Source organism: Citrobacter sp. BIDMC107 (assembly GCF_001037575.1).
Lineage (GTDB): Bacteria > Pseudomonadota > Gammaproteobacteria > Enterobacterales > Enterobacteriaceae > Citrobacter > Citrobacter freundii.
Genome location: NZ_KQ089848.1, coordinates 272,757 through 293,795, shown reverse-complemented (window position 1 = coordinate 293,795; position 21,039 = coordinate 272,757). Strand labels below are relative to the sequence as shown.

17 protein-coding genes are annotated in these 21,039 nt (G+C 50.9%); 2 read left to right on the top strand and 15 right to left on the bottom strand.

Translation table 11 applies throughout. The features are described from left to right. Positions 1–18: 18 nt before the first annotated feature. The 4 genes from SK39_RS01385 to ppsR all read right to left on the bottom strand — a co-directional run bounded on the left by SK39_RS01385 (position 19) and on the right by ppsR (position 4,440). Positions 19–2,001 carry a TonB-dependent hemoglobin/transferrin/lactoferrin family receptor gene (locus SK39_RS01385; RefSeq protein ID WP_048216524.1) on the bottom strand — a complete coding sequence of 661 codons (1,983 nt, stop codon included), beginning with the start codon at positions 1,999–2,001 and terminating at the stop codon, positions 19–21. Positions 2,002–2,075: 74 nt separating this feature from the next. Next, positions 2,076–2,264 carry a hemin uptake protein HemP gene (gene hemP / locus SK39_RS01380; protein WP_003030556.1) on the bottom strand — a complete coding sequence of 63 codons (189 nt, stop codon included), beginning with the start codon at positions 2,262–2,264 and terminating at the stop codon, positions 2,076–2,078. A gap of 169 nt (positions 2,265–2,433) precedes the next feature. Continuing rightward, the gene (gene aroH, locus SK39_RS01375; protein ID WP_003030555.1) at positions 2,434–3,480 is read right to left on the bottom strand and encodes a 3-deoxy-7-phosphoheptulonate synthase AroH; all 1,047 of its coding nucleotides are present in this window, start codon (positions 3,478–3,480) and stop codon (positions 2,434–2,436) included. 126 nt (positions 3,481–3,606) lie between these two features. Next, positions 3,607–4,440 (bottom strand): posphoenolpyruvate synthetase regulatory kinase/phosphorylase PpsR, encoded by an 834-nt coding sequence (gene ppsR, locus SK39_RS01370; RefSeq protein WP_003030553.1) that lies wholly within the window; start codon positions 4,438–4,440, stop codon positions 3,607–3,609. Between the two features lie 327 nt (positions 4,441–4,767). On the opposite strand from ppsR, the gene ppsA reads away from it, so the two are divergent. Further along, positions 4,768–7,146: a phosphoenolpyruvate synthase gene (ppsA, locus tag SK39_RS01365; RefSeq protein ID WP_048216523.1), complete on the top strand. Its 2,379-nt coding sequence runs from the start codon at positions 4,768–4,770 to the stop codon at positions 7,144–7,146. A 67-nt stretch (positions 7,147–7,213) separates the two neighbouring features. Here ppsA and fadK read toward each other — a convergent pair whose 3' ends face one another. The 5 genes from fadK to SK39_RS01340 form a co-directional block, all read right to left on the bottom strand. Then, complete coding sequence (gene fadK, locus SK39_RS01360; RefSeq protein WP_048216522.1) at positions 7,214–8,851, bottom strand: medium-chain fatty-acid--CoA ligase; 1,638 nt, start codon at positions 8,849–8,851, stop codon at positions 7,214–7,216. Positions 8,852–8,933: 82 nt separating this feature from the next. Continuing rightward, on the bottom strand, positions 8,934–9,227 hold the full coding sequence (locus SK39_RS01355; protein WP_003836621.1) for a ferredoxin family protein: 294 nt from the start codon (positions 9,225–9,227) through the stop codon (positions 8,934–8,936). Then, a complete protein-coding gene (locus SK39_RS01350; protein WP_003843469.1) occupies positions 9,224–10,513 on the bottom strand; it encodes an FAD-dependent oxidoreductase in 1,290 nt (429 codons plus the stop codon). The genes SK39_RS01355 and SK39_RS01350 overlap by 4 nt, the downstream gene beginning before the upstream one ends. A gap of 57 nt (positions 10,514–10,570) precedes the next feature. Then, on the bottom strand, positions 10,571–11,506 hold the full coding sequence (locus SK39_RS01345; protein ID WP_032935921.1) for an electron transfer flavoprotein subunit alpha: 936 nt from the start codon (positions 11,504–11,506) through the stop codon (positions 10,571–10,573). A 21-nt stretch (positions 11,507–11,527) separates the two neighbouring features. Then, entirely contained in the window at positions 11,528–12,292 is a 765-nt protein-coding gene (locus tag SK39_RS01340) for an electron transfer flavoprotein (RefSeq protein WP_032935920.1), read from the bottom strand. A 474-nt stretch (positions 12,293–12,766) separates the two neighbouring features. Between SK39_RS01340 and SK39_RS01335 the strand changes: the two genes are divergently transcribed. Continuing rightward, positions 12,767–13,657, top strand: coding sequence for an AraC family transcriptional regulator (locus tag SK39_RS01335; RefSeq protein ID WP_003836612.1), 891 nt, complete (start codon positions 12,767–12,769; stop codon positions 13,655–13,657). A gap of 54 nt (positions 13,658–13,711) precedes the next feature. On the opposite strand, the gene SK39_RS01330 is transcribed toward SK39_RS01335, so the two are convergent. From SK39_RS01330 to SK39_RS01305, 6 genes are all read right to left on the bottom strand, one after another. After that, entirely contained in the window at positions 13,712–14,863 is a 1,152-nt protein-coding gene (locus SK39_RS01330; RefSeq protein WP_003836610.1) for an acyl-CoA dehydrogenase, read from the bottom strand. 13 nt (positions 14,864–14,876) lie between these two features. Next, positions 14,877–16,472: an acyl CoA:acetate/3-ketoacid CoA transferase gene (locus tag SK39_RS01325; RefSeq protein ID WP_003843475.1), complete on the bottom strand. Its 1,596-nt coding sequence runs from the start codon at positions 16,470–16,472 to the stop codon at positions 14,877–14,879. A gap of 155 nt (positions 16,473–16,627) precedes the next feature. Further along, a complete protein-coding gene (aroD, locus tag SK39_RS01320) occupies positions 16,628–17,386 on the bottom strand; it encodes a type I 3-dehydroquinate dehydratase (RefSeq protein ID WP_003836605.1) in 759 nt (252 codons plus the stop codon). Between the two features lie 36 nt (positions 17,387–17,422). Beyond that, positions 17,423–18,289, bottom strand: a complete 867-nt coding sequence (gene ydiB, locus SK39_RS01315; protein WP_003836604.1) for a quinate/shikimate dehydrogenase — start codon at positions 18,287–18,289, stop codon at positions 17,423–17,425. A 21-nt stretch (positions 18,290–18,310) separates the two neighbouring features. Next, entirely contained in the window at positions 18,311–19,546 is a 1,236-nt protein-coding gene (locus SK39_RS01310) for an MFS transporter (RefSeq protein WP_048216521.1), read from the bottom strand. A gap of 241 nt (positions 19,547–19,787) precedes the next feature. Continuing rightward, positions 19,788–21,008 (bottom strand): MFS transporter, encoded by a 1,221-nt coding sequence (locus SK39_RS01305; RefSeq protein WP_048216520.1) that lies wholly within the window; start codon positions 21,006–21,008, stop codon positions 19,788–19,790. Between the last annotated feature and the right edge of the window lie 31 nt (positions 21,009–21,039).

Genomic DNA, 21,039 nt, shown 5'->3' with positions numbered 1-21,039 from the left:
CGAACCGGGGAAAAGTGATTACCACTGATAACTCACGAAAATTTTGCCATTACGACCATCCTGCGGAATGCCTTGCGGCGACCAGTACTCTTTGTCAAAGGCGTTGCCCAGTACCAGCGTGGTGGTCATGCCTTTCAGCGCTTGTTGGCCCTGATAGCTCACGTAAAAATCGTTTACCGCATAGCCAGGCTGTTTAGCGTAGGTGCTGCTGATATGCGTTGAACGGTCAGCAAATGTCCCAATCCAGCCTACGGAGAAACCGCTGTGCGCAACCGGCACATTCAGTTTGCTGGTGACGGTGTCGGGGTTAATGCTGGAAATGTATTCACCTGTGTCAGTATCTTTGCCGCGTGTGCGGTTATAGGCCATGTCGAGGCTGAACAGGTCGGCGGTATATTTCGCCATCACGTCCCAGCCCCAGATTTTGGCATTGGGAACGTTATAGGACATGGTTGTCGCAGCGGCGAAGTCAACACTGGTGGAGATGTAATCTTTTGCTTTGGTGTCGAAATAGCTGGCTTTAAATTCGAGCGCATCGCTCGCCATCAGCAGATCGTCAAAGCGCAGGCCAAATCCGTATTCCTGCGTTTCGTTGGTTTCCGGGCGCAGGTTAGGGTTTGGAACCCAGTAGTTAGTGTAGAAACGACCAATCGAGAAGTGTTTCGCATCGTTATACATTTCGCCCATGGTTGGCGCACGGAAGGCCTGAGCGTATGAACCGAACAGCATCAGCCAGTCGGCTGGCGTAACGGTGAGTCCGGCGCGGGACGACCATTTGTCAGCATCAACATCTTCATAGCCGTCGCTGCTGCCGCGATAAGAGTCATAACGGGTACCGCCCAGCAGCGTAACCGGCAGGTCGCGCAGGGTGATTTCATCCTGTAGCCAACCGGAGCTGAAATCGATCTTTGCCTCCGGGAAACCGGTGGTTGAACCACCCGGTTGTTGTTCCTGGCGATAGTACTCACCGCCGTAGGTCAGCAGGTGAGATGCAAAAGAGTCGGTAAACAGGCGGCTGCGGTTGTCGATCTTCCCGCCTTTGGTGGTTTGCTTGCGAAATTCGCCAGTGTTATCTGCGTTCTGAGCATTAATGCGCGCTTCGGACCAGTAGATACGGGCATCCGCGTTCAGCCAGTCATTGTCCGCAGGAGCAAGCGAGTAGGTCAGTTGCGCATCACGCTGGATCGTTGAACGGTTGGTCATCGGGTTGCTGGCATCCGCCGCACTGGTCTGCGGGTTTTTAGGTTCCCGGGCGTCATTGTTGTAGTATCGCAGCGAGCCGGCCAACGTCTGGGCGCTGTCAATTTTCCAGCTACCTTTCGCCAGCATATTGTTGATCGCTTCATCGTTTGGCGCTGTAGTACCGTCGCTTTGGCGCAAATCACCGCGATCGCGACTCGACCATGCAAGCAGTCCGTCCAGCGTATCGGTGCGCCCAAATGCGCTGGCGCCCATACCGAGGCTGTGATCGCCGGTTGCCGCGGTACCGAACACGCGGTAACCGCTGTTTTGTCCGGCTTCCAGCAGATCTTTGGCATCCGCAGTGTCATAGGCGATCACGCCGCCCAGCGCGCCGCTACCGTACAGTAGTGCGGAAGGGCCACGAACGACTTCGATACGTTTGATAAGCGCCGGGTCGAGGAAGGTGCTGTTCAGGTGTCCGGTGTCAGTTCCCTGACGAACGCCGTCAACCAGTACCAGAACGCCACGTCGATCGTAGCCGCGCAGATTCACGTCCTGGCCGTTGGTACGACCCGTTCCATCGAGGGTTAGACCCGGAACCGTCCGCAACAGATCGGCTGCCGAACTGGCGGTCTGGTTTTCCGGGGCGGTGGCATCAATCACGCTGACCATCATCGGCGCTTCAAAGGCACTACGGGCATTGCCGGTGGCGGTGACGGTCATATCCTCGACCGCCGCATAGGCTACGGTGGGCAGGTTACTGACAATCGCCAGCGCCAACAGCGATGGGCGCAGGGAAGCGGTGTGCAGGTAAGGCATAGCAACTCTCCATTAGGAAATCGAAAAGCGCTGGCTGCCTGGGTATGACCTGGGTGGCTGGCGAAATGTGTTGTTTATTTAGTCAGAATGAGTTTTCCGGCTTGCGTCTGGCGCAGCAGGTAGTGCTGACCATCATGTTCTATGATCACGCGTCCTTCGTTACCCAGCAGGGTTTTACTGTCAATTCGTCGCTCGTTTGGCGCGACGGAAGGCGGTGTTGTGTCTTTTGTAGGCGTAGCCGTTGTGTTATCCATACGTGACATAGTGTTTAAAAATAACAATCAATGTAACAATGATAATCATTATCATCAAACTGCAAATTTGCGGCAAGCGTTTTTGTGAAATAATTGTGACGAGAACGTTTTTTGCACAACAAGCGGGGAAAAACAAAGGATTAGCACCGGGCAAAGTGATATTGCCCGGCGAACAGCATTAAAAACGGCTATCAACCGCAGAGGCGAGTTTTTCAACCAACAGTTCAGTATCTTCCCAGTTCAGGCACGGGTCGGTAATGGACTGACCGTAAACCAACGGCTGGCCGCTAACGATTTTTTGAGTACCTTCACGCAGGAAACTCTCCGCCATGATCCCGGCAATTGCCGTCGAACCGTTACGAATTTGCTGGCACACGTCGTCACAAACGTCCAACTGACGACGATGCTGCTTCTGGCAATTGCCGTGGCTAAAATCGACCACCAGATGCTCAGGCAGGGAAAATTCGTGCAGGGTATCGCAGGCGGCGGCAATATCTTCAGCATAATAATTCGGCTTTTTACCGCCACGCATGATGATATGCCCGTAAGGGTTACCGCTGGTCTGATAAATGGTCATCTGACCGGTTTTATCCGGCGAGAGGAACATGTGACTGGCGCGGGAGGCGCGAATCGCATCGACGGCGATGCGCGTGTTGCCATCCGTTCCGTTCTTAAAACCGACCGGGCAGGAGAGCGCGGAGGCCATTTCACGATGGATCTGACTTTCGGTGGTGCGCGCGCCAATAGCTCCCCAACTGATTAAATCGGCAATAAACTGGCCGGTCACCATGTCGAGGAATTCAGTCGCCGTGGGGACGCCCAGTTCGTTGACCTGCAACAGCAGTTTTCGCGCCAGTTCAATACCGTGGTTTACACGATAACTGCCGTTCAAATCCGGGTCGGAAATCAGGCCTTTCCAACCCACGACGGTGCGTGGCTTTTCAAAATAGGTACGCATCACGATTTCCAGACGCGCCTGGTGCTTTGTGCGCAGCGCCTGTAATCGTGTCGCGTATTCCATCGCGGCATCAAGATCGTGAATCGAGCAGGGACCTACGATCACCAGTAAACGGGGATCTTCACCATTTAAAATTTTTTCTATCCGACGTCGGGAGTCCGTAACATGACGGGCGACGGAGGATGAAACAGGATGCCGTTGCGCAAGCTCTGCTGGAGTGACCAGGTTGTCAATACGCGCAGTACGGAGTTCATCGGTTCTGTTCATTACTTGTCTCAGAAATTTGTTGCTTCAACGGCAGGACTACCGGGAAGTGATGTACATCACAATATCACACTCATCCTGCCTGGTGGCGAGCATAATAACAAAAAAACGAACCAATGCACTAGCATTCTAGTACATGCGGCGATTCAGTCCCATGATATCGAGGATCTTGGTAGCAATCTCTTCTACCGAATAATTGGTACTGTTCAGCCAGGGGATCTGGTTTTTCCGGTACAGCGCTTCTACCTCAGCAACTTCCATTCGGCATTGGCGCAGCGAAGCGTACCGGCTGTTCTCACGGCGCTCTTCGCGGATGGCCGCCAGGCGCTCAGGGTCGATAGTCAGACCGAACAGCTTATGCTGCAACGGCTTCAGGGAGGCGGGCAGCACCAAATTATCCATATCATCGGCAATAAAGGGGTAGTTGGCGGCGCGGATACCAAACTGCATGGCCAGATACAAACTGGTCGGGGTTTTGCCGCAACGAGAAACACCAAGCAGGATCACCTGGGCCTGATCAAGGTTGCGCAACGAAATACCGTCGTCGTGGGCGAGGGTGTAGTCAATGGCGGCAATGCGCGCGTCGTACTTGTTGAGGTTACCGGGATTCAGACCGTGCGTGCGATGGGCGATAGGTGTAGGGTCGAGCTTCATCTCGTGTTGTAGTGGGGCAACCAGCGCCTGTACTATATCCTGACAAAATCCCTCGCTTTGCAGAATGATTGAGCGAATTTCGGGCAGGACGATGGAGTAAAACACCAAAGGGCGCACGCCAGTTTGTTGGTAGATCGCGTCAATCTGGTCTTTAACCGCGCGCGCACGACTCTCATTTTCCACAAACGGCAGCGTAATGCTGCTGATCGTGACCGGAAATTGCGACATCACCGCGTGACCCAAGACCTCGGCGGTGATGGCCGTACCATCAGAAATATAAAATACGTGACGATCAACAGCATTATCCATTTTGCTCATCCTGGGCAGACATAATTCTCTGAAAGCATAAATTAAAATTCGCCAGAAGCGAATATTGCTGCATCTTTTTTATAAAATGAAACGGTATTTTTATAATTAATGAAAAGTACATTTCATTTTTCGGAACAAATGTTTATACCGGTAGTTTTTGTGGAGATCCCCTGTGGCTCGCGGGTTTGCGCAAATGCGGAAACAATCTGAAAAAATAAAAAATAAAGTTGCTTGAACGATTCACCGTTTTTTTCGCTGGAGTAAATATGCAAAGATAATTACGCAAAATTGAGTTTCCTAACCTCGTTCAAATATAAGGATTGTTCGATGTCCAACAATGGCTCGTCACCGCTGGTGCTTTGGTATAACCAACTCGGCATGAATGATGTAGACAGAGTTGGGGGCAAAAATGCCTCCCTGGGTGAAATGATTACTAACCTTTCAGGTATGGGTGTTTCCGTACCGAATGGTTTTGCAACGACCGCCGACGCGTTTAACCAGTTTCTGGACCAGAGCGGTGTAAACCAGCGCATTTATGAGCTGCTGGATAAAACGGATATTGACGATGTCACCGAGCTTGCAAAAGCCGGCGCGCAGATCCGCCAGTGGATTATCGACACTCCTTTCCAGCCGGAGCTGGAAAATGCCGTCCGCGATGCCTACGCGCAGCTGTCAGCGGACGATGCCAATGCCTCTTTTGCTGTGCGATCTTCCGCTACCGCAGAAGATATGCCAGATGCGTCATTTGCCGGTCAGCAGGAAACCTTCCTCAACGTCCAGGGATTTGATGCCGTGCTGGTTGCCATCAAACACGTATTTGCCTCGCTGTTTAACGACCGCGCGATCTCTTATCGTGTCCACCAGGGTTATGACCATCGTGGCGTAGCGCTCTCTGCGGGTGTGCAGCGGATGGTGCGTTCTGACCTCGCGTCTTCCGGCGTCATGTTCTCCATCGATACCGAATCCGGTTTCGATCAGGTGGTGTTTATCACGTCTGCATGGGGCCTGGGCGAGATGGTCGTGCAGGGGGCCGTTAACCCGGATGAATTCTACGTGCATAAACCGACGCTGGCGGCTAACCGTCCGGCTATCGTTCGTCGCACCATGGGTTCGAAAAAAATCCGCATGATCTACGCGCCGACTCAGGAACACGGTAAGCAGGTAACGATCGAAGATGTGCCGCAGGAACAACGCGACATTTTCTCCCTGACTAACGAAGAAGTGCAGGAACTGGCCAAGCAGGCGGTGCAGATCGAGAAGCACTACGGTCGTCCGATGGATATCGAATGGGCGAAAGACGGTCATACCGGTAAGCTGTTCATTGTTCAGGCGCGCCCGGAAACCGTGCGTTCTCGTGGCCAGGTGATGGAGCGTTATACGCTGCATGCGCAGGGTAAAATTATTGCTGAAGGTCGTGCCATCGGTCACCGCATTGGCGCGGGTCCGGTCAAAGTCATCCAGGACATCAGCGAAATGAACCGTATCGAACCAGGCGACGTACTGGTTACCGACATGACCGACCCGGACTGGGAACCGATCATGAAGAAAGCAGCGGCGATTGTCACCAACCGTGGCGGTCGTACCTGTCACGCGGCAATCATTGCCCGTGAGCTGGGGATCCCAGCCGTGGTGGGCTGTGGCGATGCGACCGAGCGCATGAAAGATGGTGAGAAGGTTACTGTCTCTTGTGCCGAAGGCGACACCGGTTATGTTTACGCTGACATGCTCGACTTTAGCGTGAAGAGTTCCAGCGTGGAGACCATGCCGGATCTGCCGTTGAAGGTGATGATGAACGTCGGTAACCCGGACCGCGCTTTCGACTTCGCCTGCCTGCCAAACGAAGGTGTTGGTCTGGCGCGTCTGGAATTTATCATCAACCGTATGATTGGCGTACACCCGCGTGCACTGCTGGAGTTTGATGACCAGACGCCTGAGCTACAAAATGAAATCCGCGCCATGATGAAAGGTTTCGATTCTCCGCGTGAATTCTACGTTGGTCGTCTGACGGAAGGGATCGCGACGCTGGGAGCGGCGTTTTATCCTAAACGCGTCATCGTGCGTATGTCTGACTTTAAGTCCAACGAATATGCCAACCTGGTCGGCGGTGAGCGTTATGAACCGCATGAAGAGAACCCGATGCTGGGCTTCCGTGGGGCGGGCCGTTATGTTGCCGATAGCTTCCGCGACTGCTTCGCGCTGGAATGTGACGCAGTAAAACGTGTCCGTAACGACATGGGCCTGACTAACGTTGAAGTGATGGTACCGTTTGTACGTACCGTTGCCCAGGCGAAAGCGGTGGTGGAAGAGCTGGCACGCCAGGGGCTGAAACGCGGTGAGAACGGACTGAAGATCATCATGATGTGTGAGATCCCGTCTAACGCCTTGCTGGCCGAGCAGTTCCTCGAGTACTTCGACGGCTTCTCCATCGGCTCAAACGACATGACGCAGTTGGCGCTGGGTCTGGATCGTGACTCTGGTGTAGTTTCTGAACTGTTTGATGAGCGTAACGACGCGGTGAAAGCGCTGCTGTCGATGGCGATTCGTGCAGCCAAGAAACAGGGCAAATACGTGGGTATTTGCGGTCAGGGCCCATCTGACCATGAAGACTTTGCGGCCTGGCTGATGGAAGAGGGGATCGACAGCCTGTCGCTGAACCCGGACACTGTCGTACAGACCTGGCTAAGTCTGGCTGAACTGAACAAGTAACATCATGCCTTATCCGGCCTATTCAACGTAGGCCGGATAAGATACGCTAGCGTCGCCATCCGGCACTTTATCCTGCAACACTCTCCACGCTCAAACGCTGAATAATATCCTGACGCAGTTGGTATTTTTGTACTTTACCGGACGCTGTGCGTGGTAATTTCTCCACGATCACAATGTGCTCAGGGTATTTGTACTTTGCCACCCGCTTGCGACTAAAAAAGGCTACCACTGACTCCAGTGACAGCGAATGATGCGGCGGTTTTAGCACCACATAAGCACATGACCTTTCACCTAAGCGTTCGTCCGGCATCGCGACAACGCAGGCATCGTGAATGCGGGGGTGCTGCAATAAAATATCCTCAACTTCGCGGCTGCTGATGTTTTCTCCACCGCGGACAATGATATCTTTTTTCCGTCCGGTGATTTTGATGTACCCCGCATCGTCCATTCGGCATAAGTCGCCGCTGTAATACCAGCCGTCTTGATCCAGCGCACGGGCGGTGAGTTCGGGTTCATCGAGATAGCCCATAAACACATTGGGACCGCGTGAGGCTTCTTCGCCTTCTACACCCGCAGGCAACGTATTGCGTGCTTCATCGACCACTTTAATTTCGACGCCTGCAGCAGCATATCCGTCGGTATCCATCATGCGAGAAAGCGAATCATCGAGATTGACCAGCGCATGCGGGGAACTCTCTGTCGAGCCATAAATGCTTAATAATTTTATGCCGAGCTGCTGGCAGTCACGGGCAATCTTCTGTGGAATGGTTGTGCCCCCACATAAGAAAAAGCGTAGCGATGAGAGATCGCTTGGCCGTTTGTCCATGCTACACAACATGTCGTAGACGAAGGGCGTTGCGCCGAGCACACAGGTACAGCGTTGTTGTTCCAGCAGTTCAAGACAGGCGGCTGGGGTGAAAATATCTAACAATACGCTGCGTGCGCCGATTAAAAACGGTGCGGTAACGCCATGCATAAAACCGGTAGCGTGTCCCAGTGGTGCTGGCATTAAAAACACATCCTGCCAGGTGAGATTAAGACGGGCACAGTAGGCGCGCTCGCTGGCAAGGATGTTGTTGTGGGTCAGCATTACGCCTTTTGGCATTCCCTCGGTACCGGAGGTAAACAACACCGCCGCCAGTTCATCGGCGTGAACATTAATCGTTTGGGTTAATGGCGGAGCTAAAAGCAGTTGGCTGAGCGCTAGCGAGGTCGTTGCCGGAGCCAGTTTATCCACGGCAACGATCTGTTGCAGATGTGGCAACTGGTTTTGTAAGGGCAGGATCAGATCGACCGGTCGGGTCTGTTTAAACAGCGTCGGTGCGAAAAAAATCTTCGCCTTGCACTTATTCAACACCCATACCATCTCTGCTTCACGCCACGCTGGCAGCAGCGGTACGGAAACGGCCCCGGTTTTGAGGCAGGCCAGGTAGATAATCGTAAACTCGCACCAGCCCGGTAGCTGGAAGGCAATGCGATCGCCAGGTTGAATACCGCAGGCTAAAAACCAGGTTGCCAGACTGCTGGCCGCGCTATCGAGTGCAGCATAGGTGTATGAAGCGCCATGGTTATCAACCACCGCGATTTTATCTGGCATGGCTCTGGCAGTTTGGTTCCAGTAATCGCCAAGCGAAGCATCTCCCCATAAACCCTGTTGCCGCCAGACTTCGCGACGTTCGGCGTTAAACGTTAGTGTGATACTCATGAAGTTATTCCCTGGATGATTTCGGCATACATCTGACCGGATGGCCGGCGTGGCCGAACCGGTGTACTACAGGCAAAATCCGTTAGCCGTAGCGAAAATCAATGCCAAATGTTCCGACCGGATATTCCCATTGGTCGAGGATCGTGTCGCCGCACAGTACTCGACACGTTCCGCACTCCAGGCAACCAGCAGAATCAAAATGAATGTTTCCACTCTCGTCCTGCTTATACAGCCCGGCGGGGCAGGCTTTCAGCAGCTTGCGAAATTCATTAAGGTCTGGATGTTCGGCCAGGATGATGTGCGGGTGGCCTTCATCGACATTGAATTTATTGACGCCCAGTTTGACGTCAACGTTAACAGTATTGTCCTGACTCATAGTGCAGTTGCCCCCTTGATACCGTCTTTCAGTAAGTTCATCAGTCCGATTTGTTTGGCATGGGACATAATCATCTTGCGAACCGGTTGATTTGGACGTCCGTCAACGGTGAACATATCGCTCATGATGTCGGCCACCATACGCGGATACTGGGTGAACAGACGTGGGTTTTCCATCAACGCCGGGATCTTGCGAAAATGTTGTAAATCACGCATCACACAGCCTTGTTCAAGCGCGCGTTTGTAGGCCATCAGGCTGCTGGCAGAGAAATCCTGTCGTTCTTTTGCTGCAATGGCTGTTTGGGCAGCGGCTTCTGCGGAAGCGATGGCCAAATCCATACCTCGCACCGTGAAACCCAGGTTCAAACAGAAACCGGCGGCATCACCGACGATCATCACACCGTCATCGACCAGCTTTGGAACCATTGCCAGACCGCCTTCCGGCACCATATGCGCGGAATATTCCAGTAATTCACCACCGGCAATCAATGGTCGAATAGTTGGATGTTGCTTAAAGTCTTCCAGCATTTGTGGAATACTTTTTGTGGCATGGGCAATATCCCCCAGACCACACACCAGCCCCAGAGAGATGGAGTCCTGGTTGGTATACAAAAAACCTCCGCCCATCAATCCATCAGACGGTGAGCCTGCAAACAGCCAGGCCGCGCCCTCATTACCTGAAAGGTTGAAGCGATCTGCAATGACCGCTGGAGGTAAGCCGATCAGCTCTTTTACGCCAACGGCATAGTGATGTGCAGAAGAGGGAGGAACCATCCCCAGGGACCGCCCCAACATAGAGTTGACGCCATCGGCCAGGATGACAATATTGGCTTCCAGGATATCGTCACCGGCCTGGACTCCGGTGACCTTATTACCTTCGCGGATCAGAGCATCGACGCGCACACCGGGGATGAACTGCACGCCAGCTTGTTCCGCTTTTTCCATTAGCCATGGGTCGAGTCTGTTGCGCAAAACGGTATACGAATCCTGCGTTGGTGCGTCAGCTTTTTCACGATGGAAATCGAGAGTGACGGCGCTTTCTTCGGTCAGAAAGGAGATTTTTTCGCGGGTGACTTTACGCTCGAGCGGCGCCTCCTGCGCGAACCCTGGCATGATGCGCTCAAGGCTATGCGCGTAGAGTCTTCCGCCGGTCATATTTTTACTGCCTGCACTGTTTCCGCGCTCAATGACCAGCACGTCCAGTCCGGCCTGAGCCATAACGTAGCCTGCAACCGTACCCGCCACGCCAGCACCGACCACAATGGCATCAAATTTTTCATCTGACATGCTTTATGCTCCTTTCCCGCTGCAAGGGCAGCGGGAGATGTGCGTTAAATGGGGGGATTAGCGGCTGAGATGTTCGATAAGGGCCGGAACAACTTTGTAGATGTCGCCTACCAGGCCGTAATCGGCATAATTGAAAATAGGGGCTTTCTTGTCTTTGTTGATAGCAACAATGACTTTCGCGCCGTTACCACCGACCATATGCTGAATTTGTCCTGAAATGCCCAACGTCAGATAAAGGTCTGACTTCAGTAACACACCAGAAACGCCAATGTAGCGTTCGCGCTCCATCCAGTTTTCGCCTTCGGCGATCGGGCGCGAGCAGCCCACTTCTGCCCCCAGTACCGATGCCAACTGGTGCACCATCTCCAGATCGTGTTGCGCAACCAGGCCGCGACCCACGCCAACCACACGTTTGGCTTTACTGAGGTCCACGCTGCTCACGGATTTAGCGCGACGTTCCTGGCACATAATTTCATGAAGCGGTGCGATGTAAGCTACTGGGACAACAGGGCAGTTGTACGAGGCGTTTTCCGCTACAGGTTCAAGCAGGCCAGGGGCAAGAGTGATAATTGCCAGCGCGCTTTTGATTTTTTCTTTGCCGAATGCCAGCCCACCATACATTCGGTGCTCTGCGAACACTGTGCCATCCTCAAGAGTCACCGATATTGCGTCGTTCACCATCGCGGCATTGAGTTGGATGCTTAACCGTGCCCCAAGTGATTTCGCGCGCTTTGTGGCTGACATCAACAGCATTCCGGCGTGTTCTTGCATCAGCGCCGCGATGGTTTCGGCGTAATTTTCTACACGCTGTAAACCGGAGGGGGCTTCGAGCACGATTATTTCATCGGCACCCAGAGGTTTAACCTGATTAGCCTGTTCGCTGCCTTGTACAATAAGATGGACATGCTCACCCCACTGACGTGCGCCGGTCATTAATTCTGCGTAGCGTTCTACGTTATCGCTGAACACCCATACGTTAGCTAATTTACTCATGACAATTTCTCTCCGTTGAGCTTAGTTCAGGGCTTTTTTAAGGTGTTCAGCCAGTTCGGCAATGGCTTCAGCCGAGTCATTTTCCAGAATGATGTGCTTACGTTCTGTTTGTGGCGGTACAGTGAGGCTTACCAGTTCCGCTAACGGTGACGCAGGCGTCCAGCCAATATCGCTGGCTTGCCATGGTGTGACGGGCTTTTTACCCGCGCCGAGAATGGCTTTCATTGAGGGAATACGCGGCGTGTTGATATCCGAGGTTACGCAGAGTACGGCGGGGAGCGGCAGGTCGATCACTTCAACCTCGTCTTCCAGCACGCGCTCAACCACAATGCGGTCGCCGTTACGTTGGATGTTGCTGACGGCGTTAATCACCGGGAGTTGCAACAGTTCGCCAACCAGTAAGCCAACCTGTTGGGCATAGATATCCCCCGATCCTTCTCCGAACAGCATCAGGTCGAAATTCATATTTTTGGCCGCGCAGGCCAGCGCCTGAGCGGTGTCGCGGGGCAATGAATGCTCCAATTGCGGATCCTGCACCATGAACAAACTGTCCGGTCCACGTGACAGCACGTCTTTACGCACTTTGGAATTTTGCAGTAGCGATCCGCCCACGGTTAAAGCGACGATTTCATCACCCTCCGCACTCAGTTGCGCCGCGGCCTCAATCGCATTCAGATCAAACTGGCTGATTTTGGCATCGGCCCGGTCAAAGTTAAGCGAATGCTGTGGGGTAACAACAATGTCCTGTTCTTCAGGCACCAACTTAAAGCAGGTTATTATTTTCATGGCATCTCCAGTCATCCACAGTAGGGAAAATTAACTGAAAATAGTTTGCGGCAGAGAGGGGACAGTTTTCGACGGGGCAATCTGTTTTCATTCCCAACAATCTTGCAAAAAAAAGTGCTGCGGGAATGCTTGTTTTATAAACGAGAGCTCGGCCTTGTGTACTGAAGAGAAAAAAGAGCAAACAAACCAGGGAAGGATAATTGCGAAATGCATCATGTTTTTTATCGTTTTTACGCTTAATTTGTTTCTGATATGTAAATTGTTAATGTTGAATTAATAACATTTATTCTTTTCGTTTTTTATCAAACGGAAATAAACGTGGAAAACAACGCAATGAGGCAGGAGGTATCATCTTGCAGTCGACGCAAATAATTTTGTTTCGCCAGCAAGGAATAACGTTGTATAACGTTATTATCGTTTTCACTTTTCGATATTCATTATTCACAAAATTACTGCCTTTAGGTGGAGGTTGTCATGTATCAACGCTGCTTTGATAATGCCATTGAGACCCTTTTTGAGCAGGGGAAAACGCCGAGATTTTCCCGATTCGTCATTAGCGATGATCCTAACTGGGAGTCCGGACATCATGTTCATGATAATGAAACGGAGCTTATCTATGTTAAAAAGGGGGTTGCAAGATTAATCATCGACTCTTCGCTGTATGTCGCGCATGCCGGGGACATTGTGGTGATTGAGCAAGGGCGATTGCATGCGGTTGCATCTGATAGCAGCGCACCTGCTACCACTTACACCTGCGCACTCTACGGTTTCCGGTTTAACAGTTGGCAGGACAATCAGCTATTGCAGATGCACTCGTGTCCGGTCATTAGCGTCAGCCAGGGTAAAGAGGTTATTAAGAGTATTTTTAATGAGCTGGGGGTGATGCTCCCGCAGAGCAAGAACAACCTGACGTCTTCCGCTTATGACGCATTCGCGTATGCATTAACCGTGTTATATTACGAAAACTTTAAAAATGCTTACCGCTCTGAACAGGGATATATTAAAAAAGATGTCTTAATTAAAGATGTATTGGTCTATTTAAATAACAACTTCCGCGAAAAAATTACTCTCGAACAGTTATCTAAAAAATTCCGCGCCAGCGTGAGCTATATCTGCCATGAATTTACCCGCGAGTATCGTATATCACCCATCAATTATGTTATTCAACGGCGAATGACAGAAGCGAAATTTTCCCTGACCAATACGGAGGCCTCGTTGGCGGAAATTTCGTGGCGGGTAGGGTATGAAAACGTCGATCATTTTGCCAAACTTTTTCAGCGGCATGTGGGGTGTACTCCCAGCGATTATCGTAAGCAGTTTAAAAATAACCTTGCTGAGCAGGAATGCTTGATGCCTGAAGTTTGATTCTCCCGCACCGTCCCGGATAGCGTATCTGCGCTATCCGGTCAGTTATACCGCTTACTTATTCTGATAATCCTTTAGGATTTGGCGACCCGCGACGTAAATCATGATTTCATCGGTACCACCGCCAATGCGCTCACAGCGGACATCGCGCCAGAATCGGGATACGCGTGCTTCATCGGTGTAACCCAGTCCGCCCATGATCTGAATTGCGTCGTCAATCACTTCCATTGCCGTACGTGCACAATACAGTTTTGCCAGTGCCGCACTGGTTCGCAGCGACTGTTCCTGATCGGCCTGCCAGGCGACCTTCAGCACCATATTGCGCATGTTTTCAATTTTGATTGCCATCAGCGCCAGTTTTTCCTGGATCATCTGGTTATGACCGATCGGCTTACCAAATGCGATGCGCTGGTTAGCGTAGCGGGCGGCATCTTCGAAGGCGCATTCGGCAAAACCCGTGCTGCGCGCGGCGTTGATCAGGCGTTCCATTTCGAAGTTGTACATTACGTTGAGGAAGCCCATGCCTTCTTCGCCGACCATATCGCTTTCGTCCACTTCAACGTCATCAAGATAGACTTCGCAGGTGCTTAACATGTGCCAGCCGATTTTATGCAGTGGGTTAACCTTAATGCCCGGCTTCTTAGAATCCACCCACCACAGCGTAAAGGCTTTCTTCGGATCTTTCGGCTCCGGGTCGCGAGCCAGCACCAGCATGTACGGATACTCTTTAGCGCCGGTGATAAATGTTTTTTGCCCGTTGAGATACACCTTGCCATTTTTGCGGGTGTAGCTGGTGGTGGCACTATTATTATCGGAGCCTGCTCCTGGCTCGGTTAATGCCAGCGCATACGCCGGATCGCCCGTTTCCATGGTGCTTTCTGCTGTTTTACGCAGCTGCTCGGCGGAGCCAAAACGTCGCATGCTGTGGATGCACTGACCGTTAGTGATCAAAAAAGCGGGCGCGCCACATTTTGACACTTCCATCAGCGCCAGCATCTGGGTGACGTAATCAGCCGGGATGCCGCCAAACTCTTCCGGAACGCCCAGCATCGAAATGCCGTTGTCCGCAAGGGCTCGCATAAATTCCTTCGGATAAGTCGCCGTCTGATCGCAGGTACGGAAATACTCCTCCGGGAAATTGCTGGTAATCAGCTCACGAATGCTGGCAAGCAACAGTTCTTGTTCTTCAGTTAATGAAAAGTCCATCAGGGTACTCCTTTTAATTGGCTGCGTCGGGTAATACAAAGCCCATCGAGGCATCGATAAATAATCTTTCGTCCATCAATTTCAGGTCTGGGGAAATAATCGGTGTGAAATCCATTTTGTCCAGGATGTCTTCCTGTAAAGAGACTCCCGGTGCAATTTCGATTAAATGAAGACCATCTGCTTTTAACGTAAATACAGCGCGTTCAGTGATGTAACGCACATCAAGTCCACGTTCGAGGGCAATTTTTCCGCTGAAAGTCACTTCAGGTAATTCATTAACGAATTTTTTCACCCGACCTTCCTGCACGATATTTAACTTACCGTCCGCAACTTCCGTTTTCAGACTTCCGGCTGTTAACGTGCCGCAGAAAATAATTTTTTTGGAAGTGGCGCTAATATCGATAAAACCGCCGGTACCCATGATTTTGCCATTGAATTTGTGTACGCCGACGTTGCCGTGGCGATCCACTTCGGCAAAACTTAAATAGCACACATCCAGCCCGCCACCGTGATAGAAGTCAAACTGGGACGTCATATCCAGAATGGCGCGAGTGTTGACGTTGGCACCGAAAGCAATGCCTTGAGAGGTGATGCCGCCAATCGGACCCGTTTCGACTGTCAGAATAAAATCGTCAGCACAGCCTTCTTCGCGCGCGACGAGACCAATGCCATCGGCAATACCTACGCCAACGTTGCCGACCGCACCTTTGCGCATTTCAAACAGGGCGCGTCGGGCCACCAGTTTACGCTGATTGAGCGGCAGGGCAGTTTGTTGGCTGTCATCGAGCACAAAATCGCCAGAGATAAAGCGGTTAACCGGCGCACCACCGTACAGTTGCGTTTGGTCGGGGTCGATGACCACAATATCGACCAGATAGCCGGGAATACGTACCGACTTCGGATGCAAAGTGGCTTTCTTCACCATTTTTTGCACCTGCATCATAACGATGCCGCCGTTATTGTGTACGGCCTGGGCAATCACCAGCGCATCAAGATACATAACTTCATCTTCAAAGGTGGCATAGCCTTCGCTGTCACAGGTGGTGGCGCGAATAAAGGCGATGTTTGGCGCAATGGCTTTGTAATACAGGTACTCTTTGTTATCAATTTCCACCAATTTGATCAGATCTTCGGTGGTCACTTCATTCAGCTTACCGCCCTGTTGGCGAGGGTCAACAAATGTACCGATGCCGATATCACTGAGGATCCCAGGCTGGTGGGCTGCCGATGCACGCAGGGTTTGGGTTAATACGCCCTGAGGATAGTTATAGGCGGCAATTTTATTTTGTTCCGCCAGGTCGGAGATTCGTGGTGATTGTCCCCAGTGTCCGCATAATGCCCATTTGACTAAGCCTTCCTGTGCCAGCGGGCTAATTCCCCGGTCGGCACGGTCACCCAGACCTGTAGGGCTAATCAACGCTAGATTTCGTGGTGACTGAGAGTTTTTATATTTTTCAGCCAGCGCGTTAATTAATGTTGTTGCTTCGAGAATACCGCCACCTGCACCTAATACACAAAGAGTTGCTTCATCAGGAATATAATTAACTGCATCTGCTGCGGATAATACGGGTACCCGACCATCTATACGATTTGGTCTTGAAAATTTCATGTGAACTCCAGATTATATGCGTGCGACTACCTGTCGCTATATTCGACAATAATATTGTGAGTTATTTAATAAAGTTTAATTATCGGCCAGATATCCGTGGTTAGACGAATATCTGGGGTAGGGCATTACTGATATTAATATGGATATATCTGTAATTAAGCCTGATGCAATATTGTCAATACAGTACGCAGGTCGGTGACCGAAATTTGTCCTGGGGCGGAGGCTTTTTTTACTGCCCCAAAGGTTGCCGCTGAACCGAAAACTTCACCAGACAGACGTGAAATCACCCCTGTTTTAGCCATCGACATGGTGATTATCGGGCGATCGGCATAGCGTTCTTGCATTTCCAGCGTGGCGCTAAGCAGCGTCAGAACATCCGCTTTATTTTGCGGCATCAAGGCAATTTTGGGGATGTCTGCGCCTAGTTCCTGCATTTTACGCAGGCGCTGGACAATCTCTTCTGCAGCTGGTGTCTTATGAAAATCGTGATTGGACATAATCACAAAGACATTTTTCGCGTGCGCATGCTCGACGGTCGCTTTGACCAGTTCGTCTCCGGTAAACAGTTCCAGATCGATCATATCCACCAGACCGCTGTCTACCGCCGCGCGGTTAAGTGCAATATAGTTTTCGACAGACAGTGCCTGTTCACCGCCTTCTTTGGCGCTGCGGAAGGTGAAAAGTAGCGGTTTGTCCGCTATCACATCGCGGATGGCGCGAGCCGCTTCCAGCACGGCATCTGTGGAAGAGACATCGCCGAAATGGTCAACGCGCCATTCCAGAATGTCGAAATCCGCTTCGCGATAGGCCAGCGCTTCGCTTTTTACCGTTGCGATGTCTATACCCATCAGCGACACAATGATCTTCGGCGCACCATCGCCAATAACGAGATTTCTTACGGTTACGGTTTTCATTGATTACCCTTTAACTATTCTACAAATGCTTGCCCGTCAGGCGGCAAAACCCATAACCTGTTTCACATACTCCAGCGGGAAATCTTTCCCGGTCCAGAGCTTGAACTGTTCAGCCCCTTGCCATAACAACATGCCGTAACCATCAATTGTTTTGCAACCAGCACTTTGTGCCTGCTGCAATAATTTGGTCATATGCGGGTTGTAGACGCATTCGGTTACCAGCAGTTCCGGACGTAGCAGGGAAGCGTCGGTCACGAGAGATTCATTTTCCAGCGGCTTCATGCCGACTTTTGTTCCGTTGGTTAAAATATCCGCGCTGGCAAGTGCGTCAGCAAAAGCCTGGCGATCTGCGAGATCGATAACAGTGACCACGCAGTCGGTGTTTTCATTGACGCGTTTGGCAAACTCCTGCGCTTTGGCAAAAAACTCATCCTGGCGGTTAAAGAGTTTAATTTCTTTGATGCCTTCAATCGCTGCCTGTGCACCAATGGCTGTCGACGCACCGCCTGCGCCCAACAGTACCATGGTTTTACCTTTGATATCGAAACCACTTTCCTTAATTGCACGAATATGACCCGTGCCATCGGTATTGTAACCACGCAGGTAACCATCATCATTGACGATAGTATTAATTGCACCGACCAGTTTGGCGGCAGGTGTTAATTCATCAACATATTCACATGCTAGCTGCTTGTTGGGCATTGAGACCCCTGTACCACGCATCTTTAAGGCCTTCAGCCCGGCAATTGCATTAGCAAACGTTGAGTTATCGACTTCAAATGCCATATAAGTGAATGGCAATCCCGCTTTTTCTAATGCCTTATTTTGCATTTCAGGCGACAGACTGTGTCTGATAGGGTAGGCCATCAATCCAATTAGTTCATATTTAGCTGTTACGTCCATTTGATACTCCTTCTAAACAATTTATTGAAAATAACGTTCGCCCAACCGCACATCATTTTGGGGGATATCAAATACGCGGTAGTAACGAATAAAGACGATGATGGCGGTGATGAAGGCCAGCAGAGCAAATGCAAAGTCCAGCAAAATGATGTACTGCAGACCAATGTTAGAGAGGTATCCGGTGATTAATGGGATAATAAAGTTGGCTACGCCACCCATCATCATATAAATACTGGTGACTTTGGCTTTGCTCTTGGGAAAGAATTCAGACATCACCGAGACACCGAGCTGTAAAATACCGCCAGCGGCAGAGAATCCAATGAGAAATGAACCGACGTTACACACCAGCGGAGAGGGATATAAGTAGATGACGGCTGCGGTGATGGTTGCCAGCCCGGCGTTAAACACATTTGCCCAAATAGGCCGAACCCATTTTTTTAACAGAGCGGCAAAAATAAATACGCAGACTAATGATCCCATACTGTAGTAAGAGATTGTCTTCAGTGCGTCAGATTCTGCCATGCCGGCAAAGGCCATCGCATATTTGGGCATCCAGACTACGATGACGTAAAAAGTCGAAAAGGCAGCAACACCAAACATGACGGATGCCACACCTTCCAGCCAGACCAACGGTTTACTGTTCATCTGTGGCAGATCTTTCGCGATGCCAGCATCCACCATCTGGCCAGGGAAGCGACTTCTTAGCAGCATCAAGGTAATGACGACAAACAACGCACCCGGGATAATGACCGCATAGCCGTACCAGACATGGTTGAGCAACATGGTGCTGACGACGATGGGGTAGATCATCTGCCCAAACGAGACCATAGCTTTCACCAGGATAACGGCTGAGCCAGAGGCTTTAGGGAAGCATTCCATTAACGCCGGGTACCCGCCGGTATCCAGTGCCGAGTTTGCCACGCCAACGCAAACGGCCAGAATAAAGGCAATCATCAGATTAGGGCTGGCGGGAATACCGAAGAAGAACAGTATATAAAGAATAGCGCCTAACAGAATGATAGCCCGACGACCAAATTTATCTGAGAGCACGCCAAAGAATAAGATGCTCACCAGTCGCCCCAGACCAATGCCTGAAATCAAATAGGCAATTCCTGCATTGTCGGTGGAAAACTTTTCTGCAAGAGAGGTCATATTTTGCGCCAGTGTAATGACGCTAATGCCGTGTAGGAAATAACTTAAATAAATACAGATTATCGCCAAAAGAAATGGCGTATTAAAGGTCTTGCTTTGAGACATTTTCACAACTCCTTGCGGATTTTAAAATTGTTCTGTGCTCGTCGATATTGTTTAAATTGCGGCGACCTTGTAATTAATATACTGGGCGGCAGCCACAGAACCTACATAGCATGGCGTTTAAGTTACCAGGTATATTGCATAACACACTGTGAAATCGAACTCTGCCAGCCAGTGTTTTGCTGATGTTTTAAAACTGAAGTCAATTATTTTGCAGAAGAGGGGAACAATATTGCATCCACGCTTATTTTACGGCTTGTATCATCTTTAGCTGATGTTTTGACGTGATGTGGCTGCGATAACCAATAAACAACGCCAACAGGAATCCAACAGCGGCTATGCCAGTATCAAACCACATGATGTGAGCAATACTGGTTTCAGAGAGTTTTGCTGTTATCAATGGAATGGTGAAGGTCGCAATGCTGCCGGCGCTGTAGTAAATACCGGTCGCTTTGCCCTTCGCATGCGGAAAGCGTGCGGCCATCAGCGTTAAACCGATTTGCACAACGCCCCCTGCGGAAGAAAAACCGATGACAAACGCAAAGATAATGACAACGATAGGTGTCGGATGCAGACAAACCATCAGCAGTGCGACAAATGAGATAAACGTATACAGCATCAGCATCGATGTCGCGCGTTCTGCTTTTCGCGCCAGCGGGGCGGTGATCAGCACGCACAGTAGAGAGCCGCAGGTATAAATGCTTAACAGTTTGATAGATAACGTATAGGGCATTCCGGCGACAAACTGTCCGTATTGCGCCAGCCACTGGCTTACCAGGTAAAATGTCGCCATTGCGATGTAGCCGTACAGGGTGTAACTGGCAAGGTCGAGCAGGGAGCAACGATGTTCAGGTTGTCCGGTTTCCCGTTCAGCCGGTTGAGCCCGGATGACGGTATGAGGCCCGGGATGTGGCGGAAACCGACAGCGAAATAAAAACACACCGTTGAGTATCATAACGGTTGCCGCCAGCAGGAAGGACCAGCCAAACCAGATTTCGGCCCATACCAGCAGACTGATAATCATTGGCAGCAGGAACTGACCGCTGGAGACGAAGGCTTTTATCAAAATATTGGCCGTGCTGGGTGAACGGGGGAATGCCTCCATCAGGCTGGGATAGGTTCCGGCATCGAGAAAACTGTTTGCCATTCCCGCTAAAAAACCAAAAGCATAGGCAAGAAAAATACTGTGAGTATTTATGATGCCAATAAAGAAAATCAGGTAGCAGGTCATACCAAGGATAATAAATGGTCTGCGACCATAGCGATCGGAAAGCATCCCTGCTACTAATAAAACGCTTAAGCGGCCGATACCGAGTGAGGAAATAACAATCGAGACGCCCGCGGTATTGGTTTGCCACTGTTGTTCCAGTGAAGACATATTGAGGCTCATCAGAATGACCCCCATGCCGTGCACCAGGTAATTTAGGTACAGCCCTATCGCAGTGGAGAAATAGGTGTTTTTCATAATGTGTTACTCAGCGAAGAGGCTAAATAGG

What these genes read in the sequence shown, in the direction of transcription:
- SK39_RS01305 (WP_048216520.1), bottom strand. Translation starts at nt 21,008, where the DNA reads ATGAAAAACACCTATTTCTCCACTGCGATAGGGCTGTACCTAAATTAC.
- SK39_RS01340 (WP_032935920.1), bottom strand. Translation starts at nt 12,292, where the DNA reads ATGAAAATAATAACCTGCTTTAAGTTGGTGCCTGAAGAACAGGACATT.
- ydiB (WP_003836604.1), bottom strand. Translation starts at nt 18,289, where the DNA reads ATGGACGTAACAGCTAAATATGAACTAATTGGATTGATGGCCTACCCT.
- aroH (WP_003030555.1), bottom strand. Translation starts at nt 3,480, where the DNA reads ATGAACAGAACCGATGAACTCCGTACTGCGCGTATTGACAACCTGGTC.
- SK39_RS01330 (WP_003836610.1), bottom strand. Translation starts at nt 14,863, where the DNA reads ATGGACTTTTCATTAACTGAAGAACAAGAACTGTTGCTTGCCAGCATT.
- SK39_RS01325 (WP_003843475.1), bottom strand. Translation starts at nt 16,472, where the DNA reads ATGAAATTTTCAAGACCAAATCGTATAGATGGTCGGGTACCCGTATTA.
- fadK (WP_048216522.1), bottom strand. Translation starts at nt 8,851, where the DNA reads ATGAGTATCACACTAACGTTTAACGCCGAACGTCGCGAAGTCTGGCGG.
- ppsA (WP_048216523.1), top strand. Translation starts at nt 4,768, where the DNA reads ATGTCCAACAATGGCTCGTCACCGCTGGTGCTTTGGTATAACCAACTC.
- SK39_RS01355 (WP_003836621.1), bottom strand. Translation starts at nt 9,227, where the DNA reads ATGAGTCAGGACAATACTGTTAACGTTGACGTCAAACTGGGCGTCAAT.
- SK39_RS01310 (WP_048216521.1), bottom strand. Translation starts at nt 19,546, where the DNA reads ATGTCTCAAAGCAAGACCTTTAATACGCCATTTCTTTTGGCGATAATC.
- hemP (WP_003030556.1), bottom strand. Translation starts at nt 2,264, where the DNA reads ATGTCACGTATGGATAACACAACGGCTACGCCTACAAAAGACACAACA.
- SK39_RS01335 (WP_003836612.1), top strand. Translation starts at nt 12,767, where the DNA reads ATGTATCAACGCTGCTTTGATAATGCCATTGAGACCCTTTTTGAGCAG.
- SK39_RS01385 (WP_048216524.1), bottom strand. Translation starts at nt 2,001, where the DNA reads ATGCCTTACCTGCACACCGCTTCCCTGCGCCCATCGCTGTTGGCGCTG.
- aroD (WP_003836605.1), bottom strand. Translation starts at nt 17,386, where the DNA reads ATGAAAACCGTAACCGTAAGAAATCTCGTTATTGGCGATGGTGCGCCG.
- SK39_RS01350 (WP_003843469.1), bottom strand. Translation starts at nt 10,513, where the DNA reads ATGTCAGATGAAAAATTTGATGCCATTGTGGTCGGTGCTGGCGTGGCG.
- SK39_RS01345 (WP_032935921.1), bottom strand. Translation starts at nt 11,506, where the DNA reads ATGAGTAAATTAGCTAACGTATGGGTGTTCAGCGATAACGTAGAACGC.
- ppsR (WP_003030553.1), bottom strand. Translation starts at nt 4,440, where the DNA reads ATGGATAATGCTGTTGATCGTCACGTATTTTATATTTCTGATGGTACG.